At 71.7% G+C, this 21,475-nt stretch carries 16 protein-coding genes; 5 read left to right on the forward strand and 11 right to left on the reverse strand.

Going from position 1 to position 21,475, the window contains the following annotated elements:
* The first annotated feature begins 88 nt into the window (after window positions 1-88).
* The gene (gene hrpA / locus V6N00_RS14700) at window positions 89-4,114 is read left to right on the forward strand and encodes an ATP-dependent RNA helicase HrpA (RefSeq protein ID WP_334233432.1); all 4,026 of its coding nucleotides are present in this window, start codon (window positions 89-91) and stop codon (window positions 4,112-4,114) included.
* A gap of 400 nt (window positions 4,115-4,514) precedes the next feature.
* Here the strand turns inward: hrpA and V6N00_RS14705 are convergent, their stop codons facing one another.
* From V6N00_RS14705 to V6N00_RS14720, 4 genes are all read right to left on the reverse strand, one after another.
* A complete protein-coding gene (locus tag V6N00_RS14705; RefSeq protein WP_334233434.1) occupies window positions 4,515-5,030 on the reverse strand; it encodes an HIT family protein in 516 nt (171 codons plus the stop codon).
* 233 nt (window positions 5,031-5,263) lie between these two features.
* Window positions 5,264-6,130: a sulfurtransferase gene (locus tag V6N00_RS14710; RefSeq protein WP_334233435.1), complete on the reverse strand. Its 867-nt coding sequence runs from the start codon at window positions 6,128-6,130 to the stop codon at window positions 5,264-5,266.
* A 37-nt stretch (window positions 6,131-6,167) separates the two neighbouring features.
* Window positions 6,168-7,229 (reverse strand): magnesium transporter CorA family protein, encoded by a 1,062-nt coding sequence (locus V6N00_RS14715; protein ID WP_334233437.1) that lies wholly within the window; start codon window positions 7,227-7,229, stop codon window positions 6,168-6,170.
* A gap of 114 nt (window positions 7,230-7,343) precedes the next feature.
* A complete protein-coding gene (locus V6N00_RS14720) occupies window positions 7,344-8,003 on the reverse strand; it encodes an MBL fold metallo-hydrolase (protein WP_334233440.1) in 660 nt (219 codons plus the stop codon).
* A 118-nt stretch (window positions 8,004-8,121) separates the two neighbouring features.
* Here V6N00_RS14720 and V6N00_RS14725 point away from each other — a divergent pair, with 118 nt between their 5' ends.
* Window positions 8,122-8,580 carry a Fur family transcriptional regulator gene (locus V6N00_RS14725; protein ID WP_334233442.1) on the forward strand — a complete coding sequence of 153 codons (459 nt, stop codon included), beginning with the start codon at window positions 8,122-8,124 and terminating at the stop codon, window positions 8,578-8,580.
* A 53-nt stretch (window positions 8,581-8,633) separates the two neighbouring features.
* Here V6N00_RS14725 and V6N00_RS14730 read toward each other — a convergent pair whose 3' ends face one another.
* The 6 genes from V6N00_RS14730 to guaB1 all read right to left on the reverse strand — a co-directional run bounded on the left by V6N00_RS14730 (window position 8,634) and on the right by guaB1 (window position 15,815).
* Window positions 8,634-9,542: a metal ABC transporter permease gene (locus V6N00_RS14730; protein ID WP_334233444.1), complete on the reverse strand. Its 909-nt coding sequence runs from the start codon at window positions 9,540-9,542 to the stop codon at window positions 8,634-8,636.
* A gap of 1 nt (window position 9,543) precedes the next feature.
* Entirely contained in the window at window positions 9,544-10,374 is an 831-nt protein-coding gene (locus V6N00_RS14735) for a metal ABC transporter ATP-binding protein (protein ID WP_334233446.1), read from the reverse strand.
* Complete coding sequence (locus V6N00_RS14740) at window positions 10,371-11,354, reverse strand: metal ABC transporter solute-binding protein, Zn/Mn family (RefSeq protein WP_334233448.1); 984 nt, start codon at window positions 11,352-11,354, stop codon at window positions 10,371-10,373. Before V6N00_RS14740 ends, V6N00_RS14735 begins: the two co-directional genes overlap by 4 nt.
* Window positions 11,355-11,589: 235 nt before the next feature.
* Window positions 11,590-12,645, reverse strand: a complete 1,056-nt coding sequence (locus tag V6N00_RS14745) for a hemolysin family protein (RefSeq protein ID WP_334233449.1) — start codon at window positions 12,643-12,645, stop codon at window positions 11,590-11,592.
* Window positions 12,642-14,120 (reverse strand): hemolysin family protein, encoded by a 1,479-nt coding sequence (locus tag V6N00_RS14750; protein WP_334233452.1) that lies wholly within the window; start codon window positions 14,118-14,120, stop codon window positions 12,642-12,644. Before V6N00_RS14750 ends, V6N00_RS14745 begins: the two co-directional genes overlap by 4 nt.
* Before the next feature lie 222 nt (window positions 14,121-14,342).
* Entirely contained in the window at window positions 14,343-15,815 is a 1,473-nt protein-coding gene (guaB1, locus tag V6N00_RS14755) for a GMP reductase (protein WP_334233454.1), read from the reverse strand.
* A 381-nt stretch (window positions 15,816-16,196) separates the two neighbouring features.
* Between guaB1 and V6N00_RS14760 the strand changes: the two genes are divergently transcribed.
* Complete coding sequence (locus V6N00_RS14760; protein WP_334233456.1) at window positions 16,197-20,033, forward strand: multifunctional oxoglutarate decarboxylase/oxoglutarate dehydrogenase thiamine pyrophosphate-binding subunit/dihydrolipoyllysine-residue succinyltransferase subunit; 3,837 nt, start codon at window positions 16,197-16,199, stop codon at window positions 20,031-20,033.
* 106 nt (window positions 20,034-20,139) lie between these two features.
* Window positions 20,140-20,742, forward strand: coding sequence for a GDSL-type esterase/lipase family protein (locus V6N00_RS14765; protein ID WP_334233459.1), 603 nt, complete (start codon window positions 20,140-20,142; stop codon window positions 20,740-20,742).
* A 34-nt stretch (window positions 20,743-20,776) separates the two neighbouring features.
* Here the strand turns inward: V6N00_RS14765 and V6N00_RS14770 are convergent, their stop codons facing one another.
* A complete protein-coding gene (locus V6N00_RS14770; RefSeq protein ID WP_334233461.1) occupies window positions 20,777-21,175 on the reverse strand; it encodes a VOC family protein in 399 nt (132 codons plus the stop codon).
* 168 nt (window positions 21,176-21,343) lie between these two features.
* Here V6N00_RS14770 and V6N00_RS17235 point away from each other — a divergent pair, with 168 nt between their 5' ends.
* Window positions 21,344-21,418 (forward strand): 50S ribosomal protein bL37, encoded by a 75-nt coding sequence (locus tag V6N00_RS17235; protein WP_369299106.1) that lies wholly within the window; start codon window positions 21,344-21,346, stop codon window positions 21,416-21,418.
* Window positions 21,419-21,475 lie beyond the last annotated feature (57 nt).

A 21,475-nucleotide genomic window follows, 5' to 3' on the forward strand; every position in this document is an offset into this window, starting at 1 on the left:
CTCCCATCGTGCCGACCAGGAGCCCGTTTCCTCACCCCCACCCCACCGTCGGCAACGTCATGACCCACAACACCTAGACTGGGTCATCGTGCCGGCCACCATCAGCTACCCCGCCGCGCTGCCCGTCAGCGCACGCCGCGAGGACATCATGGCCACCGTCGCCGCCAACCAGGTGACGATCATCGCCGGGGAGACCGGCTCGGGCAAGACCACCCAGATCCCCAAGATGTGTCTCGAGCTGGGCCTCGGCGAGCGCGGCTTGATCGCCCACACGCAGCCGCGGCGACTGGCGGCCCGCACCGTCGCCGAGCGCATCGCCGAAGAGCTCGGCGAGACCGTCGGCGAGACGGTCGGATTCCAGGTGCGGTTCACCTCCGTCACCGGTCCGGCCAGCCGCATCCGGCTCATGACGGACGGCATCCTGCTCGCGCAGATCCAGAACGACCCGCAGCTGCGCCGCTACAGCGTGATCATCATCGACGAGGCCCACGAGCGCAGCCTGAACATCGACTTCCTGCTCGGCTACCTCAAGCGGCTGCTGCCCACCCGGCCGGACCTGAAGGTCATCATCACCTCCGCCACGATCGACCCGGAGCGGTTCGCCGAGCACTTCGCGCTGCCGCCGGCCGAGGGCGAGGCGCCGGAGCCCGCCCCGATCCTCGAGGTCTCCGGCCGCACGTATCCCGTCGAGGTCCGCTACCGGCCGCTGACCGAGCCGGCCGAGGAGGACGACGAGGACGGCGACGCCCAGGCCGAGGGCCGCGACCCGCTCGACGCCGTCTGCGACGCGGTCGACGAGCTCTCCCGCGAGGCGCCCGGCGACATCCTCGTGTTCTTCTCCGGCGAGCGCGAGATCCGCGACGCGGCCGAGGCGCTGCGCGCCCGTCTGCCCGGCAACCGCCGGCTCGCCGACGCGGAGGTGCTCCCCCTGTTCGGGCGGCTGTCGCTGGCCGAACAGCACCGGGTCTTCTCCCCGGGCCCGCACCGGCGCATCGTGCTCGCCACCAACGTGGCCGAGACGTCGCTGACCGTGCCGGGCATCCGGTACGTGATCGACCCCGGCACGGCACGCATTTCGCGCTACAGCGTGCGCACCAAGGTCCAGCGGTTGCCGATCGAGCGCATCTCCCAGGCGTCGGCCAACCAGCGGGCCGGCCGCTGCGGCCGCGTCGCGGACGGCATCTGCATCCGGCTGTACTCGGAGGAGGACTTCGAGGCCCGTCCTGAGTTCACCGACCCGGAGATCCTGCGCACCAACCTCGCCGCCGTCATCCTCCAGATGGCCGCGATGGGCATCGCCGAGGGCCCGAAGGAGGTCGCGGCGTTCCCGTTCGTCGAGCCTCCGGCCGAGCGGGCGATCAACGACGGCGTCACCCTGCTCCGGGAGCTCGGCGCCCTCGCCCCGGCACGGACCGCGGCGGCGCGTGCCGGTGAGGCGACGCCGTCACGCGGGTCGGCCCTGACCGAGGTCGGCCGCCAGCTCGCCCAGCTGCCGGTGGACCCGCGGCTCGGCAGGATGATCGTCGAGGCGTCCAAGCGGGGGTGCGCCAAGGAGGTGATGATCCTCGCCGCGGCGATGACCATCCAGGACCCCCGCGAGCGGCCCGCCGACAAGGAGGCGCAGGCCAAGGAGAAGCACGCCCGCTTCGTCGACCCCACGAGCGACTTCACCGGCTTCCTGCTGCTGTGGAACCACCTGCAGGAACAGCAGCGGGCGCTCTCCGGCAACGCGTTCCGCCGGCTGTGCCGCGCCGAGTTCCTCAACTACCTGCGGATCCGCGAGTGGCAGGACCTGTTCGCGCAGCTGCGCCAGCTCGCCAAGCCGCTCGGCATCACCCTGGCCCCGGGCCGGGACGTCGACGCCGTCGCCGGTCACGATGCCATCCACCAGTCGCTGCTGGCCGGGCTGCTCAGCCAGGTCGGGCTGTGGGACGAGCGCAAGCGCGAGTACACCGGCGCCCGCGGCACACGGTTCGCCATCTTCCCCGGCTCCTCCCTCTTCCGGAAGAACCCGGACTGGGTGATGAGCGCCGAGCTGGTCGAGACGTCCCGGCTGTGGGCGCGGGTCAACGCCCGGATCAACCCGGCCTGGGTCGAGGACCTCGCGCCGGACCTGGTCAAGCGCTCCTACTCCGAGCCGCACTGGTCCGCGAAGAGCGGCGCCGTCATGGCGTGGGAGAAGGTCACCCTGTACGGGCTGCCGATCGTCGCCCGCCGCCGCGTGACCTACGGGCGGATCGACCCGGAGGTCTCCCGCGACCTGTTCATCCGGCACGCCCTGGTGGAGGGCGACTGGCGCACCCACCACCCGTTCTTCCGCCGCAACCGCGAGCTGCTGGACTCCGTCGAGGAGCTGCAGACCCGGATGCGGCGCCGTGACCTGCGCGTGGACGACGAGACCCTCGTCGAGTTCTACGACGAGCGGTTGCCGGCGTCCATCGTCTCGGGCCGGCACTTCGACGCCTGGTGGAAGCGGGAACGCCACCGCCGCCCTGACCTGCTCGACCTGGACCGCAGCCTCGTCCTCGCCGGTGGCGAGGACCTGGACACCGACGCGTTCCCCACGGTGTGGGGCCAGCAGGGCCACGAGCTGGCCCTGACCTACGCGTACGACCCGGCCGCCGAGCGGACGCACCAGCCCGGCGCCGAGGACGGCGTGAGCGTCACCGTGCCCGTGCTGTTCCTCCAGCAGCTGGAGCCGGGCCCGTTCGCGTGGCAGATCCCGGGCCTGCGGGTCGAGCTCGTGACCGCGCTGATCCGGTCCCTGCCCAAGGCGATCCGCAAGAACGTCGTGCCGGCTCCCGACGTCGCGCGCTCGGCCGTCGAGGCCCTGGACGCCGATTTCGACGCGTCGACCGACGAGCTGCTGCCCTCACTCGCCCTCGTGCTGCGGCGGTTGCGCGGCATCGTCGTCGACCCGGCCCTGTTCGACGTCGCCGCGATCCCGGCGCACCTGCGGCTGCGGTTCGTCGTCGTCGACGGCACCGGCCGCGTGCTCGGCGAGGACACGTCGCTCGAGCGGCTGCAGGCCGGGCTGGCGGACGCGTCCCGGCGCGCCGTCGCGGCGACGCTGGGTGGGCAGACGGTCGGCGAGGCCGCCGGCCGCGGCCTGGCGACCGGCACCGACTCCGCCGACGGTGGGCGGGGTCGCGGTCGTGGCCGCGGGCGGGGTCGCGGACGGGAGGGGGCGCCGGCGTCGCCCACCGATACCGCCGCCGGGTCGGCCGCCGGGCCTGCCTTCGCCGAGCAGACGGGCCTGACCGCGTGGCCGGACGGGTCCGGGACGATCGAGCGGGAGGTCTCCACGACGGTCGCCGGGCACGCCGTCACCGGCTACCCGGCACTCGTCGACGACGGGGACACCGTCTCCCTGCGGGCCCTCACCGACCGGGACGAGGCGGCGCAGGCGCAGCGCCGCGGTGTCGTCCGGCTGCTCGCGCTCCGGGTGCCCTCGCCGCAGCGGTACGTGCTGGACCACCTCTCCAACCGGGAGAAGCTGACCTTCACGCAGAACCCGCACGGCTCCGTCGCGTCGCTGATCGAGGACTGCACGCTCGCCGCGATCGACCGGCTGGTGCCGGCGGACGCGCCGTGGACCCGGGCCGCGTACGACGCGCTGTTCGAGCACGTCCGGGCCGAGCTGATCGACACGGTCTTCGCCGTCACCGCCGTCGTGGAGAAAGTGCTCGCGGAGGCCGCGCAGATCCGCCGGTCGCTCAAGGGCACGACGTCGCTCACGCTGGTCAGTGCCCTGAACGACATCAAGGCCCAGCTGGAGCACCTGGTGTACCCGGGGTTCGTCGCGGCGACCGGATGGGCGCAACTGCAGCACTACCCGCGCTACCTGACGGGCATCAGCCGGCGGCTGGAGAAGCTGCCGACGAATGTCCAGCGAGACGGGTTGTCGATGGCCGTCGTGCAGCGCCTCGAGGACGAGTACGACGCGGCCGTCGCCGCCCTGCCACCGGGCGCCCGCCCGTCGGCGGCGCTGACGCACGTGCGGTGGATGATCGAGGAGCTGCGCGTCAGCCTGTTCGCCGTCGAACTCGGGACGGCCTACTCCGTCTCGGAGAAGCGGGTGCGCACGGCGCTGAAGGCGGCCACGAGCGGCTGACGCCGATCCAGGCGGTGCTCGCGCTTCGGCCGGGGCCGGTTCCGCCGCCGCATGACGCGCCGAGTGGACGTTCGATGCGGCGAAACTGGCCCGCAACGACATCGTCCGCCCACTCAACGACCCGCTCGCACCCAGTGGACGGTCGATGCGGCGAAACTCGCCCGCAACGACATCATCCGCCCACTCAACGACCCGCACGCACCCAGTGGACGGTCGATGCGGCGAAACTCGCCCGCAACAACATCGTCCGCCCACTCGACGACCCGCTCGCACCGAGTGGACGGATGACGCCCTCATCTGCGCGAGTGACGACGTCGTCGGCCCACTCGACGCAGGAAGCACGAACTTCGCCGGCGCCGGACGGACAGCCACGGCGGCTCGGACGGTTGCCGAGCCGAGGTCAGTCCTCCGGGACGTTGGCTTCGTGGCCGGCAGTGCGGAGCGCCGCACGCAGGGCCCGGCCGTTGGCGGCCAACCGGTCCATGTCGGGGTCCTTCGCAGCGTTGGCGAAGCTGAACTCCTTCTCGGACGTGGCCGGGAAGACATGCACGTGGGTGTGCGGGATCTCGAAGCCGGCGATGATGACGCCGATGCGCTCGCCGTCGAACGCCTGCAACTGCGCCTTGCCCACGATCTGGGCGACCTCCATGGTGTGTGATATCAGGTCGGCGGGCAGGTCGGTCCAGGCGTCCACCTCGGCACGCGGCACGACGAGCGCGTGTCCATCGGCCAGCGGCCCGATCGAGAGGAACACGACAACGGCGTCGTCCTTCCACACGAAGTCACCGGGGATCTCGCCGTCGATGATCCGGGTGAACAGCGTCGGCTCCGCCTTCTCGGTGGAGATCTTCTCGGTGGAGCTCTCCGCCGTGAAGCGGGTGCCGGGCGGTGGGGGCTTGGGTCGTCCGAAGGTCATACCGGCACGCTACCGGCGCCCGGTCCGGCGGCGCCACGGGCAATCCGTCGGCCACCAGGCAGCGCTGAGCGCTCGGTGAGTCCGTCGGTGCCGCCCTCAGGGGGTGGTCACCGACCGGGGCGCACGGGCGGAACCGACGGACTCGGGCAGACGACGCCGAGCCGCCTCGACGCACCCCACACCGGCGTCGATCTCGGTGCGGGTGACCGCGGAACGGAGAATTCCGCCTGCCCTCAGCCGGGTTCGCCGCCGGTGGCCACCGGCCCGTCCGTCGCGGCGTACTGGGACCACGACCCCGGGAACAGCGCCGCGTCGATCCCCGCCTGCCGCAGCGCCAGAACCTCCTGGGCCGCGCTCACCCCGGAACCGCAGTACGCGGTGACCGTGACGCCGGCGGTGACGCCGAGTGCCTCGAAGCGGGACCGCAGCGCGTCCGGCGGAAGCAGCGTGCCGTCGGCGGCGAGATTCTCCGTCGTGGGGGCGCTGAGCGCGCCGGGGATGTGTCCCGCCTTCGGGTCCATCGGCTCCGTCTCACCCCGGTACCGCTCCCCCGCCCGCGCGTCGAGCAGCACGCCGTCGCGGGCAGCACCGGCAACGTCGGGCAGCTCCACGACGGCCATCCGGCCCCAGCCGACCTCGACCGTCCCGGGCACGGGGTCGACCGGCTCGCGGTCCAGCTCGTGTCCCGCGCCGGTCCACGCGGCCAGTCCCCCGTCGAGCACGCGGACGTCGGCCAGGCCGGCATGCCGGAGCAACCACCAGGCGCGCGCGGCCCCGAAGCCGTTCGCGTCGTCGTACGCGACGACGGTGTCGCCCGGGTTCACGCCCCACCGGCGAACCGCCGCTGAGAACCGCGCCGGCTCGGGCAGCGGGTGCCGGCCGGTCGTGGCGGTGGGCTCGGCGGCGAGCTCCCGGTCGAGGTCGACGTAGACGGCGCCCGGCACGTGTCCCTCGCGGTAGTGCTCGGCCCCGTGCGGGTCGCCGAGCTTCCACCGCACGTCCAGCAGCACGACGCGCCGGCCGCCGCCGGACCGCGACGCGGCGAGTGCCTCGGCCAGGTCGGCCGCCGAGATCAGGTCCTGCGAGGTCTGTTCCGTCATCGTTCCTCCGTCGTCGTGGTCGAGAAGCCCATCCCGCTCACAGCCAGTCCCGTCGTTTGAACTGCCACCACAGCGCGCCGGAGCACACGAGGATCAGCAAGCAGGCGACGACGACGCCGGGCACGGTGTCGAAGCCGGGGTACGGGACGTTCATCCCGTAGAAGCCGGTGATCAGGGTGGGCACGGCGATGATCGCCGCCCAGCTCGTGACCTTCTTCATGACGACGTTGAGCGTGTTGCCCTGGATGGTCAGGTGCGTCTGCAGCACGTTCGTGGACATGTCGCGGGCCGATTCGGTCCAGTCGATGGCGCGCAGCACGTGGTCGTTGACGTCCTGCAGGTAGGCCGCGAGTTCGGCGAGCCTGCGCTGCTTGCTCTCGTCCGGCTCCGACTGCTCCCCATTCCGGGCCGCGGCGTCCCCGCCGTCGCCACCGGCGGCGTCCTCGTGCACGTGCCGCAGCATGGTCGCCGTCACCTCGCGCATCGGCAGCAGCACACGGCGCAGGTTGACGAGGGTCTTGTGCAGGGTGAAACCGTCCCGCTGCAGCGAACTCCGCGTCGACCCCTCGTCCTCGGAGAACAGGTCGTCACCCAGGGCGTCGGCGGCCTCGTCGAGGCGTTCGGCCGCGGCGAGCTGGCTGTCGGCCAGATTGTCGACGAGCGCGTGCACGAGCCGCCACACCCCGGTCCCGGCGAGTTCCTCGTTGTCGTCGGCGCGGCTGAGCACGTCGTCGGCATCGAAGCCGTCGTCCTCCGCGAGCACGATCAGCACGTTGCGCCGGATCACCGCGGACACCTCGGTCAGCGCGAGCCCCGGCATCCGGCCCGGGCGGTCCTCGATGCGCGCCGCATAGGCGTTGAGGAAGAGGTGGTCGGCATAGCGTTCCAGCTTGGGCCGCTGGTGCTCGGTGACGACGTCCTCGACGGCGAGCTGGTGCACGCCGAGGACCGGCAACAGGCGGCGCACCTCGTCGCGGCGGCTCGCCGGCAGGCACACCCACAGGCACGCGTCGTGAGCCTGGGACAGCGACGCGACCTCGTCGACGTCGAGACGGCGGTCCTCGTGCCGTCCGTCCCGGAAGATCCTCACGTTGAGCATGGGGTCAGCCTAGGCCCGGCTCAGGCGCCGTCCGTGCACCGGCGGCTCGACGCGAAGGACGACGTTCGCGCAGGTGAGCCGCCGGTCGCGGTTCCTGCGCGAACGGCCTGTACCTCAGACCTCGATGCTCTGACCCGGGTCGAGGTGCTCGACGGAGACGCCGTAGGCCCCGGCATGCGTGCCCAGATGCGTCTCGGCCATGCCGCGACCGGTGTCGGTCAGCAGCGCGTCGTGGATCGGGACGGCCCGCGGCGCCCGGGTGGCGATCGCGAAGTCGATCACCTCGGCGGTCTTGGACCACGGGGCGTGCAGCGGCACCAGCAGCGTCTTCACCGCGACGCCGTCCGGGACGATGAAGCAGTCGCCCGGGTGGTAGACGTTCTCGTCGATGACGTAGCCGATGTTGGCGACCATCGGGATGCGCGGGTGGATCAGAGCGTGCTGGCCGCCGACGGTCCGCACCGAGAAGCCGGCCACCTCGAAGCTCGTACCGGGCTCGGCGGTGGTGATCCGGTCGGCCACGGCGGCGTCGGCGTCCGCCCGCAGGCTCTCGGCCACCGAGGCGGGCGCGTGCACCGTCAGCTCCGGTGAGGCCGCGAGGGCGGCGAGCAGCTTCTCGGGCACGACGTGGTCGGGGTGCTCGTGGGTGATGAGGACGGCGTCCGCGCCCTGCAGGGCGGTGTCCACTTCGGAGAAGGATCCGGGATCGATGACCAGCACCGTGCCGTGGTCCTCGAGGCGGACGCAGGAATGGGTGTACTTCGTCAACTGCATGACCCCAGCGTAGCCAGCGTCACGTCGGCCTGCCGGGGCGGTCCTCCGCGCCGGGTCCTCGGGCCCCGCGCTGCTAGGCTCGACGGAGCAGTCTCTCCCGCCGCAGGAGGCATCCCCCGTGTCGAGCCGATCGTCCTCAGCCGCCGCGGACGCCCCGGCGGATGCCCGTCAGGTCTCGCGTCCGGCCGAGCGGAACACCCGTCAACGCGCCGCGGTCTCCCGCGTCCTCGACGAGCTCGACGACTTCGTCAGCACCCAGGAGCTGCACCGTATCCTGACCGAGCGCGGTGAGCGCGTCTCGCTCGCGACGGCGTACCGGGTGCTGCAGTCGATGGCCGACGACGGCCGGGTGGACGTGCTGCGCGGGGCGGACGGCGAGGCCGTCTACCGCCGGTGCGAGGTCTCGGTCCACCATCACCACCTGGTGTGCCGCGTGTGTGGCAAGGCGGTGGAGGTGCAGGCGCCCGCGATCGAGTCGTGGGCCGAGCGGATCGCCGCCGAGAACGGCTTCACCGAGGTCGAGCACACCGTCGAGGTGTACGGGCTCTGCCCGCGGTGCTCGGCCGCGCGGCGCTGACCCGCCCCGGCAGAAGGTGAGCCGGACGACCGGCTCAGGACACCGCGGCCGGCTCAGGACACCGCGACGGCGTCGTCGGGCTCCAGCTCGGGCGACCGCCCGGCCCGCGCGTGTCCGCCCCGCCGCTCCCGTACCGCGCCCGTCACCCGGCACACCAGGTAGATGAGGAACGAGATGGTGGTGACGTAGGGGCTGATGGGGATGGTCCCGCCGAGGGCGAGGAGGATGCCGCCGACCGCGGCCGTCACCCCGAACACGACGCTGAGCACGGCCACGAGCCACGGCGTGGAGGTCACGCGCAGTGCCGCGGCGGCGGGCGTGATCAGCAGCGAGAGCACGAGCAGCGCGCCGACCACCTGGATGGACAACGCCACGGACAGGCCCAGCAGCACCATGAAGGCGACCGAGAGGACGCCCACCGGGAGGCCGCGGGCGGCCGCCATGTCGGGATCGGCGCTGGCGAACACGAGGGGTCGCCACAGCACGGCGAGCCCGGCGAGGACGACCACCGCGACGACCAGCAACCACTGCAGCTGGACGGCCTCGACGGCGACGATCTGCCCGGTCAGCAGCCCGAACTTGTTGGCGGAGCGCCCCTGGTAGAGGGAGAGGAAGAGGATGCCGAGGCCCAGGCCGAACGGCATCAGCACCCCGATCGTGGAGTTGCGGTCCCGCGCCCGCACGCCCATCAGCCCGAGCACGACGGCGGCCAGGACCGACCCGACGAGCGAGCCGGCGATGACGTTGACCCCGATGAGCAGCGCGAAGGACGCTCCCGCGAAGGAGAGCTCGGCGATGCCGTGCACGGCGAAGGCGAGGTCGCGCATCATCACGAACACCCCGATCAACCCGCCCACGAGCCCGAGCACGGCGGCGGCGACCAGCGAGGTGGTGACGAGCGGCAGCAGCTCCCCGTAGTCGGCGAAGTTGATGATCGAACCCCAGAACGCGTCGGTGTTCACGTCAGTCCTCCTCGCCCGGATCGGCCTGGTGATCGTGGTGGTGATGGGTCGTGGCGTCGGGCAGGCCGACGACGACGAGCCGGCCGCCGGTCTCGATCACCTCGACCCGCGACCCGTACATGTCGGAGAGCACGTCGGTGCGCAGCACCTCGTCCGGCGTGCCCAGCCGGAACCGTCCGCCGACGAGGTAGAGCACCCGGTCCACGTGGTCGAGGATCGGGTTGATCTCGTGGGTGACGAAGACGACGGCGCTGCCCTGGTCGGTGCGCTGCCGGTCGATCAGCTCGGCGACGGCCTGCTGGTGCTTCAGGTCCAGCGAGAGCAGCGGCTCGTCGCACAGCAGCAGCCGCGGCCGGGTGGCCAGGGCCTGGGCCACGCGCAGGCGCTGCTGCTCCCCGCCGGAGAGCGCCCCGACCGGGGCGTCCGCGTAGGACGTCGCGCCGACCCGCTCGAGCAGCTCGTCGACGCGGCGGGCGTGCTCGCGCCGCTTGACGCGCAGGCCGAGCCGGGTGCCGTCGAGCCCGAGGCCCACGAGGTCACGTGCCCGCAGCGGGGTGTAGGGCGCGAACGGCCGCTGTTGCGGGATGTAGCCGGTGCGGGCGGAGGCGCGTCCGGGCGCGTGCCCGTCGACCGTGACCGTGCCGGCGTCGAGGTGCTGGAGTCCGAGCAGTGTCCGCAGCAGGGTGGTCTTGCCGGAGCCGTTGGGGCCGAGAACGGCGAGGAACTCGCCCGGTTCGACGGTCAGGTCCAGGCCGTCGAAGATGCGGCGGTCGCCGAAGGAGAGGGTGGCACCGTCCAGACGGGCGGCGGGGGTGGTGGGAGCGGGGCTCACCGCCGGGCCCGCAGGGCGGACTCGACAGCGCCGATGTTCGCGGACATCCAGTCAGCGTAGTGCGTGCCGTCGGGCAGGGTCTCGGTGAAGTCGACGACGGGGACGCCCGCGCTCTGCGCCGCGGCGGCGACGGCCCGCGTCTGTTCGCTCTCGGACTGGGTGTTGTAGGCGAGCAGAGCGACCTTCTTCTGCTGCATGAGCGTGCGCACGGCGTTCAGGTCCGTCGGGGACACGTCCCCGCCCTCCTCGACGGCGTGGGTGAACGAGGCCGGGGTGACGTTGTGCAGCCCGGCGTCCTGCAGCAGGTACAGCGGCACGGGCTCGGTGATCGCGACGTCGTGCTGGACGCCGTCCTTCGCGGTGGCGGACTTCGCCGCGGCCAGCCGCGCGCGCAGGGCGGCCAGCTTCGCGGTCAGCGCGTCGGCGTTGGTGTTGAAGGCCTTCGCGTCGGCCGGCCGCTGGGCCGCGAGCCTGTCCTTCACGGCGGCGACGATCTTCTCCGCCGTCGGCAGGCTGTACCAGACGTGCTCGTTGAAGGCGCCGTGATCGTGCCCGTCGGACGGCGACTCCGAGGCGCCGGCGCTGCTCTCCTCCAGGCCCGAGGTGGCGACCGCGTCGATCACGTTCGCCGCGGCGACGTGGTCCGCCGAGATCAGCGACTCCATGAACGGGTCGTAGCCGCCGCCGTTGACGATGACGAGGTCCGCCCTGGACACGGCCAGCCGGTCCCGCACCGTCGCCTCGTACGAGTGAGGGTCCTGGTCCGGCCGGTTGATCAGCGAGGTCACCGTCACCGCGTCGCCACCGACGGTCGCGGCGATGTCTCCGTACACGTCGGTGGAGGCGACCACCTGGAGGCGGCCGTCACCGGAGGAGGCGGAGGAGCCGGCGTTCGTGCCGCCGCTGTCGCTGCACGCGGCGAGCGGCAGCAGGAGGGCGGCGACCGCGAGCGCGGTGAGGGTGCGGGCGGGGCGGGGCACGGAGGACCTCGGTTCGAAGGAGGCGGGCCGGTCCGGGACGGACGGCGGCCGCGGCGACGGGCGACTGACTCGAAGACGACGACGGATCGACGATGACGACGAGTCCAGATGACACTGGATCGAGATGACAATGGATCGCAACAAGCGACCTCGTCATCCTAACCACAGTCGCGAACGATTCGCATCTGCGTTACATTCCCGACGGGTCGTCCTTCGCGCGGCGCACCGCCGTCCGTCAGCCGTTGCGGCGCGAGTCCTGCGTCTGGGTCGCGTCGCGGATCTCGCCGACCAGCTGCTCGATGATGTCCTCGAGGAAGAGGACACCGAGCGTCCGGCCGTCGGCGTCGATGACGCGGGCCAGGTGGGAGCCGGTGCGCTGCATGAGGGCCAGCGCGTCCTCCACCTCCTCCTCGGGCGCGAGGTTGACCAGGGTGCGCACGTGCGACTCGGGGATCGGCCGCTGGTGGGCGGCCGGGTCGATCCCGAGCACGTCCTTCAGGTGCAGGTACCCGGTCAGGTTGCCCGCCTCGTCGACGAAGACGAACCGCGAGTAGCCGGTACGCCCGACCATCCGCTCGAACTCCTCCGGCGTCGCCCCGACCCCGATGGTCACGAGGTCCTCGACGGCCACCATCGTGTCCCGCGCGTGGTGGCCCGAGAACTCGAGGGCACCGGAGATGATGCCCGCCTCGTCGTCGACCAGGCCGGTGCGCGTGGACTCCTCGACGATCGAGGCCAGCTCGTCCAGGGTGAAGGTCGAGGTCACCTCGTCCTTCGGGCGGACGCCGAACAGCCGCACGACGTGATTGGCCGTCCAGTTCAACGCCATGATGACGTGCTTGACGAGGCGGCCGACGAACACGAGCGGCGGGGCCAGCACGAGCGCGGCGCGGTCCGCCACGGAGACCGAGATGTTCTTCGGCACCATCTCGCCGAGGGTCACGTGCAGGAAGGTGACGATCAACAGCGCCGCCGCGAATCCGACGACGGACGCCACCTCCTCCGAGAGCCCCACGATCCCGAGCGGATCGGCGATCAGGTGGTGGATGGCCGGCTCGGCGACCTGCAGGATCAGCAGCGAACAGACGGTGATGCCCAGCTGCGAGCACGCCAGCATGAGGGAGACGTTCTCCATCGCCCACAGCGTGGTCTTCGCGCGCCGGTGCCCGGTCTCGGCCAGCGGCTCGATCTGGCTGCGCCGCGCGGACATGATGGCGAACTCCGCGCCGACGAAGAACGCGTTGCCGATCAGCAGGACGACGAGCCAGACGATGCCCAACCAGTCACTCATCGGGTCCGCCCTCCCGTCTGCGTCGGGGCGACGGCGTGCGAGCCGGACAGCCGTGTCCGCGTCGCCGTGACGGGAGCACCGTCGCCGGCACCGTCGCCGGCATCGCGTCGGGCGCCGCCGTCGGGTGTCGTGCTCTCGGGTGTCGTGCCGTCGAGCGTCGGGCCGTCGGTCGTGGTGTCGCTCGGTCGCTGCGTGAAACGGATCCGGTCGAGGCGGCGGCCGTCCATGCGCTCGACGGTGAGCACTCCGGCCTCCAGCGGCACGGTGTCGCCCGGGACCGGGATCCGGCCGAGCTCGCTCATCACGAAGCCGCCGACCGTCTCGTACCCGGACTCGTCCGGCACGGCCAGGCCGGGGATCTGCTCGCTGACCTCGTCGGGGCGCATCAGGCCCGGGAAGTACCAGTCCCCCGCCGCGCTCTGCAGCACGCCGGGCTTGACCCGGTCGTGCTCGTCGGAGACCTCGCCGACGATCTCCTCGACCAGGTCCTCGAGGGTGACGATGCCGGCGGTGCCGCCGTACTCGTCGAGCACGACGGCCAGCTGGAGGTTGCCGTCGCGCAGTTCGGCGAGCAGCGCGTCGAGGTGGACGGTCTCGGGCACGCGCAGGACGTCGGTCATGATGACCCCGACGGCCAGGTGGGCGCGGCGCTCGGCCGGCACCCCGATGGCCTTCTTCACGTGCACGACGCCGCGGATCTCGTCGACCGACGCGCCGAGCACGGGGAAGCGCGAGTAGCCCGTGCTGCGGGCCAGTTCGACGACGTCGGCGACCGTCGCCTCGCCGTCCACCGACGCCATCCGGGGCCGCGGCGTCATGACGTCGGCAGCCGTCTGGCTCGCGAAGCCGAGGGTGCGGGAGACGAAGGTCGCCGTCCCGGCGTCCAGGGTGCCCAGCTGCGCCGAGCGCCGCACCATCGAGGAGAGCTCCTCGGGCGACCGGGCGCCGGAGAGCTCCTCCTTCGCCTCCAGGCCCATGAGGTGCAGGATGCGGTTCGCGAAGCCGTTGAGCACGATGATCGCCGGCTTGAACACGGCGGTGAACATCAGCTGCGGGCGGGCCAGCGCCCGGCCCAGCGGCAGGGCGATCGCGATGGCGATGTTCTTGGGCACGAGTTCGCCGAGCAGCATCGAGAACAGGGTGGCGATGATCATGGCCACCACGAGGGCGATGCCGTGCAGCAGGGGATCCGGTACCCCGACGGCGAGCAGCGGAGCGCGCAGCAGCGTCGCGAGCGAGGGCTCCATGACGTAACCGGTCAACAGCGTCGTCAGCGTGATCCCGAGCTGGCAGCTGGACAGCTGCGTCGACAGGCTCTTGAGGCAGCGCAGGAGTGCCTCGGCGCCGGGTTCACCGGCGGCGACGGAGCGCTGGACCTGGGTCTGGTCGAGGGCGACCAGGGAGAACTCGACGGCGACGAAGAAGCCGGTGCCGAGCACGAGCACGACACCCGCCAGCAGGAGCAGCCATTCCATCAACGGCTCCGGACCGGCAGCGGGAATCGAGCGTGCCGGTCAGGCAGCCCGGCGGCGCTCGTACGGACGGCCCCGAGGGGCCAGGAGGAACTTCGACCCGGGGCAGCATCAGCTGCGCCCGGGGCCCTCCTCACGGATCGGCGGGGTGAGTGTCGTCCCATAAGAGTTCCAGTCTACAAGAGCACTTCCGCCCTGAAACGGGCGGAACGGGGCAGGCCCCGCTCACCAGCTCTGGGCGAGCGGGCGGCCCTCCTCGTACCCGGCGGCGGACTGGATGCCGACGACGGCGCGCTGCCGGAACTCGGTGAGCGTGCGCGCGCCGGCGTAGGTCATCGAGCTGCGCACGCCCGACGTGATGCCGTCCAGCAGGTCCTGCACGCCGGGCCGCGCGGGGTCGATGTACATCCGCGAGCTGGAGATGCCCTCCTCGAACAGGCCCTTGCGCGCCCGCTCGAACGCTTCCTCGCGCTGGGTGCGGTTCTGCACGGCGCGGGCCGAGGCCATGCCGAAGCTCTCCTTGTACAGGCGGCCGTCGGCGCCCTCCTGCAGGTCGCCGGGGCTCTCGTGGGTTCCGGCGAACCAGGAACCGATCATCACCTGGCTCGCGCCGGCCGCCAGGGCCAGGGCGACGTCGCGCGGGTAGCGGACGCCGCCGTCGGCCCACACGTGCCTGCCGAGCGCGCGCGCCTCGTCGGCGCACTCGAGCACGGCGCTGAACTGGGGCCGGCCCACCGCGGTCATCATGCGCGTGGTGCACATGGCGCCCGGGCCCACGCCGACCTTGATGATGTCGGCGCCCGCGTCCACGAGGTCCCGCACGCCGGCCGCGCTGACGACGTTGCCGGCGACGACGGGCACGTGCGGGGCGAGGGAGCGGACGACGCGCAGCGCGTCGATCATGCGGCGCTGGTGGCCGTGGGCGGTGTCGACGACGAGCGTGTCGACCCCGGCGTCGAGCAGGCCCCGGGTCTTGGCGGCGACGTCGCCGTTGATCCCGACCGCGGCGGCGACCCGCAGGCGACCCTGCGCGTCGACGGCGGGACGGTAGAGGCCCGAGCGCAGCACGCCCGTGCGGGTCAGGGCGCCGGCGAGAACGCCGTCGCGCACCACGGGTGCGAACCCGGACGCGGTCTCGTTCAGGACGGCGAAGGCCTCGCGCAGCGCGGCCTCGGCGCGGGCCGGGTCGGACGCGAGGTCCGCGGCGTCCAGCCCGGCGGCGTCGACCGTCGGCACCGGCCGCAGCACGGACTCGAGGGAGGCGAAACGGTCGACACCGGCCAGATCGGCCTCGCCGGCGACGCCGAGGACGTGCCCCTCGTCGTCGGCGACGACGACGTACCCGTGGGCGCGCTTGCCGATCAGGTGGAGGGCGTCGACGACCGTGTCGGCGGGGCCGAGCCGCACCGGGGTCTCGAACACGGTGTGCCGCCCCTTGACCCAGGCGGTCACCTCGGCGATCACCGGCAGCGGCACGTCCTGGGGCAGGACGCCGAGCGCGCCGCGGCGGGCGACCGTCTCGACCATGCGCCGGCCGGTCACCGCGGTCATGTTGGCCACGACGATGGGGATGGTGGTCCCGGTGCCGTCGTCGGTCGCGAGGTCGACGTCGAGGCGGGAGACCACGTCGGAGGCGGACGGCACCATGAACACGTCCGCGTAGGTCAGGTCGGTCGTCGGCTCGGTGAGGAACTTCATTCTCGGTGCTCTCCTGCGGCAGTCCGGGTGGTCATCCGGGGGGCAAAACCTCACCACGATACCGTCCGGCGAGCGCCGCGGACAAATCTCCGCCCGCCGTGGTGTTCGAATCTCGCGCCGTCGCCGCGCCGTCTCGATGCTCACCCGGGTCACTCTCGACGTGTCGTGGATCACGTCGATCGCCGTGTTGCCGTCGGCGGTGCCGTGATTAGCCACCCTCACCCATGGTCACTAGACTGGCGGTGGTCTCCGCTGCCCAGGCGCGACCACGCGCGGCCTGATGACGAGCCGACCACGGGACGTCCGGCACGTCGCGCGTACGGCCTGAGCGTGTGTGAGGCGACGGTGGATCGGGCAGCACAGACGGAAGAGGCGAATTCATTGCCACACCAACCACACCAGCGCATTCCCGAGGAGTTCGCGGGCAACGAGTGGCTCGTCGATGAACTGTACGAACAGTTCACGAAGGACCGGAATTCGGTCGACCAGAAGTGGTGGCCGATCTTCGACTCCTTCGAGGCGGACACGCCGAACGGTCAGGCGGGCAACGGCACCGCTCCCGCCAGCCCCGCCGCACCGCGGGCCGAGCAGGCCCAGGCCCCGCAGGAGCGCACCCCCCAGGAGTCCCGCCGCAGCGGCTCGGACGTGACCGACGAGGGTCCGACCACCAACCCCGCGGATCCCGACGCCGACGCCAAGGGCTCCCGCTCGACGATCCTGGGCGCCAAGCCCACCCCCGTCGCGGAGCCGGGCACCAACAGCACCCGCATCCGCACGCCCATTCCGGCGCAGCTGCCCGCGAACGACCGGGACCAGCGCACCGAGGAGGACACCCGCACCGTCCTCAAGGGTGTCGCGAAGGCCGTGGCCGCGAACATGGACGCCAGCCTCACCGTGCCGACCGCCACCACCGTGCGGGCCGTCCCGGCGAAGCTGCTGGTCGACAACCGCATCGTGATCAACAACCACCTGCGCCGGGCGCAGGGCGGCAAGGTCTCCTTCACCCACCTCATCGGGTTCGCCGTCGTGCGGGCCCTGGCCGCGTTCCCGTCGCAGAACGTGCGCTACGAGGTGGTCGACGGCAAGCCCACCGCTGTGCAGCCGGCGCACGTGAACTTCGGCATCGCCATCGACCTGCCGAGGCCGGACGGCTCGCGCACGCTCGTCGTGCCGAACATCAAGAAGGCCGAGACGATGAACTTCGTCGAGTTCTGGACGGCCTACGAGGACCTGATCAAGCGGGCCCGCAACAACAAGCTGACCATGGAGGACTACTCCGGGACGACGGTCTCCCTGACCAACCCGGGTGGCATCGGCACCGTGCACTCCGTGCCGAGGCTCTCCGCGGGCCAGGCCGCCATCATCGGCGTCGGCGCCCTCGAGTACCCTGCCGAGTTCCAGGGCTCCAGCGAGAAGACGCTGGCCAAGCACGCGATCAGCAAGATCATCACCCTGACCTCGACGTACGACCACCGGGTCATCCAGGGGGCCGGCAGCGGCGAGTTCCTCCGCCTCGTGCACCAGCTGCTGCTCGGCGAGCAGGACTTCTACGACCACATCTTCGAGGTCCTGCGGATCCCCTACGAGCCGGTCCGCTGGGCGCACGACGTGCAGGTCGACCCGATCGAGCAGATCAACAAGGTCGCCCGGATCCAGCAGCTCATCCACGCGTACCGCGTGCGCGGCCACCTGATGGCCGACATCAACCCGCTCGAGTACGTCCAGCGCAAGCACCCGGACCTCGACATCCGCACCCACGGCCTCACCCTGTGGGACCTGGACCGCGAGTGGCCCACGGGCGGCTTCGGCGACAAGCAGAAGCTGCTGCTGCGCGACGTCCTCGGCGTCCTGCGCGACGCGTACTGCCGCAACGTCGGCATCGAGTACATGCACATCCAGTCCCCCGAGGAACGCCAGTGGTTCCAGGACCGGCTCGAGCACCCGTACAAGAAGCCGGACCGCGAGGAGCAGCTGCACATCCTCGCCAAGCTCAACGCCGCCGAGGCGTTCGAGACCTTCCTGCAGACGAAGTTCGTCGGTCAGAAGCGGTTCTCCCTCGAGGGCAGCGAGTCCCTCATCCCGCTGCTGGACGCGATCATGGACAACGCGGCCGACGACGGGCTGGACGAGGTGGCCATCGGCATGGCGCACCGCGGCCGGCTCAACGTGCTGACCAACATCGCGGGCAAGACCTACGCCCAGGTGTTCCGCGAGTTCGAGGGCGTCGTCGACCCGAAGTCCGTCCAGGGCTCCGGTGACGTGAAGTACCACCTCGGAACCGAGGGCTCGTACGTCTCCGAGAAGGGCAACAAGACCAAGGTCTACCTGGCCGCCAACCCGTCGCACCTCGAGGCCGTCGACGGCGTCGTCGAGGGCATCGTGCGGGCGAAGCAGGACCGGCTGAACCAGGGCTCCGACGGCCCCACCTCATTCCCGGTGCTCGCCGTCCAGGTGCACGGTGACGCCGCGTTCGCCGGCCAGGGCGTCGTCGCCGAGACGCTGAACCTCTCCCAGCTGCGCGGCTACCGCACCGGCGGCACGATCCACGTGATCGTCAACAACCAGGTCGGCTTCACCACGGCTCCGTCCTCAGGGCGCTCCTCGGTCTACTCGACCGACGTCGCCCGGATGGTGCAGGCGCCGATCTTCCACGTCAACGGGGACGACCCCGAGTCCGTGGTGCGGGTCGCCCAGATGGCGTACGCCTACCGGCAGCGGTTCCACAAGGACGTCGTGATCGACATGATCAGCTACCGGCGCCGCGGCCACAACGAGGGCGACGACCCCTCGATGACGCAGCCGATGATGTACACCCTCATCGAGCACAAGCGCTCCACCCGGAAGCTGTACACCGAGGCCCTCGTCGGCCGCGGCGACATCAGCCAGGAGGAGGCCGACCAGGCGCTCAAGGACTACCAGGAGCGGCTCGAACGGGTCTTCTCCGAGACGCACGCCGCCCAGACCTCCCCGATGCCGGTGGTGACGAAGGACAGCGACGCGGTCTCCGACCTCGAGCGCCCCACCGCGCAGCAGGAGGACGACGGCGGGATCATCGTGCCGGACTCGACGGCCATCAGCGCTGAGCGACTGGCCCGCATCGGCCAGGCCCACCTGGACATCCCCGAGGGCTTCACGGTGCACCCGAAGCTCAAGGCGTTGCTCGAGAAGCGCGAGGCGATGTCCCGCGAGGGCGGCATCGACTGGGGCTTCGGTGAACTCGCCGCGCTCGGGTCGCTGCTCATGGAGGGCGTGCCCGTCCGGCTCGCCGGCCAGGACTCCCGCCGTGGCACGTTCGTGCAGCGGCACGCGGTGTTCCACGACCGGATGACCGGTGACGAGTGGACGCCGCTGACGCACCTGACCGAGGACCAGGCGAAGCTGTGGATCTACGACTCGCTGCTGAGCGAGTACGCGGCCATGGGCTTCGAGTACGGCTACTCGGTGGAGCGGCCCGACGCCCTCGTGCTGTGGGAGGCGCAGTTCGGCGACTTCGCCAACGGCGCCCAGACCATCATCGACGAGTTCATCTCCTCGGCCGAGCAGAAGTGGGGTCAGCGGTCCTCGCTCACCCTGCTGCTGCCGCACGGCTACGAGGGGCAGGGCCCGGACCACTCCTCCGCGCGGATCGAGCGGTACCTGGCCCTGTGCGCCGAGGACAACATGACGGTGGCCAACCCGACGACCCCGGCGTCGCACTTCCACCTGCTGCGGCGGCACGCGTTCAGCAAGCCGCGCCGGCCGCTGATCGTCTTCACGCCGAAGCAGCTGCTCCGCCTCAAGGCCGCGGCCTCCTCGGTGGAGGACTTCACCGAGGGCACGTTCCAGCCCGTGATCGGCGACCAGGCGAACCTGCGGGCGGGGGACGTCAAGCGCGTCGTCATCGTCTCGGGCCGGCTGTACTACGACCTCGCGGCGCACCGGGAGAAGCAGGGCATCACCGACACCGCGATCATCCGGGTCGAGCGGCTCTACCCGCTGCCGCTCGAGGAGGTGCGGGCCCAGCTGGCGACGTACCCGAACGCGGAGATCGTCTGGGCGCAGGACGAGCCGGCGAACCAGGGTCCGTGGCCGTTCATGGGCCTGAACCTGGCGCCGCAGCTCGACCGCCCGGTGCGGCTCGTGTCCCGCCCGGCCTCGGCCTCCCCCGCCACGGGGTCGGCCAAGCGCCATGCGGTGGAACTGCAGGGGCTCGTCTCCTCGGCGTTCGGCGCGAACTGATCCACCCCGCGACGGGCGCCGTGGCCGGTCCACGGCGCCCGTCGGCGGCTCTCCGCACCATCTCGCTCTCTCGTTCTGTCCCCACCAGGGAAGGGTCGTCTCCGCCGTGTTCGAGCAACGCACCGTCCGCATCAGCGCCGTCGGCGACGAGCTGCTGGCCGGCGTCGGCGACCCGCGTGCCCTGGGCTGGTTCGGCCGCGTGATCGCCCGTACCCCCACTGACGACCTGGACCTGGCCGCGTACACCCTGGCCGCCCCGCAGGAGGGCACCGAGGCGCTGGCCGCCCGGTGGCAGGACGAGGTGGGCCGCCGGTTCGAGGACGGCGCCGAGAACCGCCTCGTCGTGGGCCTCGCCGCGCACGACCTGGACGTCGAGGTCTCCAGCGCCCGCAGCCGGCTCAACCTCGCCAACATCATCGACGGGGCCTCGCAGCAGGGCATCCCCGTGATCGTCGTCGGGCCGCCCCCGGGACTCGACCCGGTGCGGAACCGGCGCCTCGCGGACCTGTCCGCCGCGTTCGCCGACGTCACCACCCGGCGGCGGCACATCTACGTCGACACCTTCACGCCGCTGCAGCACCACGAGCAGTGGCGCGCGGACCTGGCCGCGAACGACGGCCGGCCCGGTCAGGCCGGGTACGGCCTGCTCGCGTGGCTCGTGCTGCACCGCGGCTGGTACGAGTGGATGCGGCTGCCCGTCCCCGCGTGACGGCCGGCCCCCTGGTTCAACCGGCGTCGCCCCGCTACTGATCCCGTGAGGAGAGCAGGCAGAACTCGTTGCCCTCGGGATCGGCGAAGACGTCCCACGTGCCGTCGGGGCCCTGGCCGACGTCGGCTCGGGTGGCGCCGAGCCGCAGCAGCCGGTCGATCTGCTCGTCCCGGTCCAGGCTCGTGTGCGGCGCCAGGTCCAGGTGCAGGCGGTTCTTGCCCGCCTTCTCCTCCGGCACGGTCACGAAGACCAGCCCCGGCGGCACCCGGTCGAACGGCGTCGAGGCGACGGTCTCCTCCGCCCAGCGCGGGATGACGACGACCTCGTCCTCGGCCTCGTACACCACCTGCCAGTTCAGCACCTCGGCCCACCAGCGACCCTGGGCGGCGACGTCGCGGCTGTCGATGACGATCGAGTACCAGCGCAGATCCATGGCTTCTCCAGCTCGTGAGGGACGTTCGTGAGGGACTGACGGACGCCAGCGTAGGAGTCGATGCGGACAGCTCCCGTCCTCAGCCGTGCGGCGACCGGGTCCGGAGCACGGCTCCCACTGTGGGAGAATGGACGGCGACGATGACGACCGACGGCGAAGGAGGCAGTGATGAGCAAGCGGGCACGCAAGCGCCGCGACCGCAAGCGCGGTGGGGCCAACCACGGCAAGCGGCCGAACACCTGAGCCGTTGACGGCATGAGAAAGGTCCCCCGGACGATGTCCGAGGGCCCTTTCTCATGC

It is taken from the genome of Tersicoccus mangrovi, assembly GCF_036881825.1.
Lineage (GTDB): Bacteria > Actinomycetota > Actinomycetes > Actinomycetales > Micrococcaceae > Tersicoccus > Tersicoccus mangrovi.

Coding starts and splice junctions, on each gene's coding strand:
- V6N00_RS14705 (WP_334233434.1), bottom strand. CDS start 5,030: ATGACCTTCGGACGACCCAAGCCCCCACCGCCCGGCACCCGCTTCACG.
- V6N00_RS14710 (WP_334233435.1), bottom strand. CDS start 6,130: ATGACGGAACAGACCTCGCAGGACCTGATCTCGGCGGCCGACCTGGCC.
- V6N00_RS14715 (WP_334233437.1), bottom strand. CDS start 7,229: ATGCTCAACGTGAGGATCTTCCGGGACGGACGGCACGAGGACCGCCGT.
- V6N00_RS14720 (WP_334233440.1), bottom strand. CDS start 8,003: ATGCAGTTGACGAAGTACACCCATTCCTGCGTCCGCCTCGAGGACCAC.
- V6N00_RS14745 (WP_334233449.1), bottom strand. CDS start 12,645: ATGAGTGACTGGTTGGGCATCGTCTGGCTCGTCGTCCTGCTGATCGGC.
- V6N00_RS14750 (WP_334233452.1), bottom strand. CDS start 14,120: ATGGAATGGCTGCTCCTGCTGGCGGGTGTCGTGCTCGTGCTCGGCACC.
- guaB1 (WP_334233454.1), bottom strand. CDS start 15,815: ATGAAGTTCCTCACCGAGCCGACGACCGACCTGACCTACGCGGACGTG.
- V6N00_RS14770 (WP_334233461.1), bottom strand. CDS start 21,175: ATGGATCTGCGCTGGTACTCGATCGTCATCGACAGCCGCGACGTCGCC.